This window comes from Pilosibacter fragilis, from assembly GCF_032490495.1.
GTDB lineage: Bacteria > Bacillota > Clostridia > Lachnospirales > Lachnospiraceae > Pilosibacter > Pilosibacter fragilis.
Genome location: NZ_JAVYJB010000095.1, coordinates 1 through 526 on the forward strand (window position 1 = coordinate 1; position 526 = coordinate 526).

2 protein-coding genes are annotated in these 526 nt (G+C 52.3%); both read right to left on the reverse strand.

Features of this window, described 5'->3' with window-relative positions; all coding sequences use genetic code 11:
* A partial coding sequence (gene tnpB / locus ABCW45_RS17990; RefSeq protein WP_425518637.1) for an IS66 family insertion sequence element accessory protein TnpB occupies window positions 1-174 on the reverse strand: 174 nt, incomplete at its 3' end.
* Window positions 167-526: IS66 family insertion sequence element accessory protein TnpB (locus tag ABCW45_RS17870; protein ID WP_343221306.1), on the reverse strand; the 360-nt coding region annotated here is incomplete at its 5' end. The genes ABCW45_RS17870 and tnpB, both read right to left, overlap by 8 nt.

The following is a 526-nucleotide window of genomic DNA, read 5'->3' on the forward strand; positions in this document are numbered from 1 at the left end:
CCCCTTGCACCGGTCAGAACGTTTCCCACAAAACAGGAACAGGGTTCCTTTCTCGAACGGATTCTGTCCATACCGATCGCCGATGATCGTTGCCAGACCATCGATCCCTTTTCTCAGATCAACAGTACCGCACGCAAGGACTACACGACGGATCCCGGCTGCGTCTTCAAGCATGGGACACCTCCCGTAAGATATGGCTCAGAAGAGTATCTGAAATGTCATTGGAGATTTCGATCTGAAGTAACGCGGTCCGGATAACAGCGGCTGGTTCATGGGAGATTGGATGCGTGTGTGTTTCCGAAACGGCAGTACACGGAATTTCAACAAAATCCAGCTCCGATTTTCCGGTTACAGCAGGAACTGAGACGTTCTCCTTCATTTCCGCATAAGCCTGTTGTCGGAAGCGCCGTTGCCAGTGGTAGTAGCTTTGCTCCCGGATGCCGTTTTCGTCCATCCATCGTTTCGCTGATTGTCCAGCTGGTCTCTGCCCACAAGCCTGGATGATCTTTCGCCAGTACTCTGCACG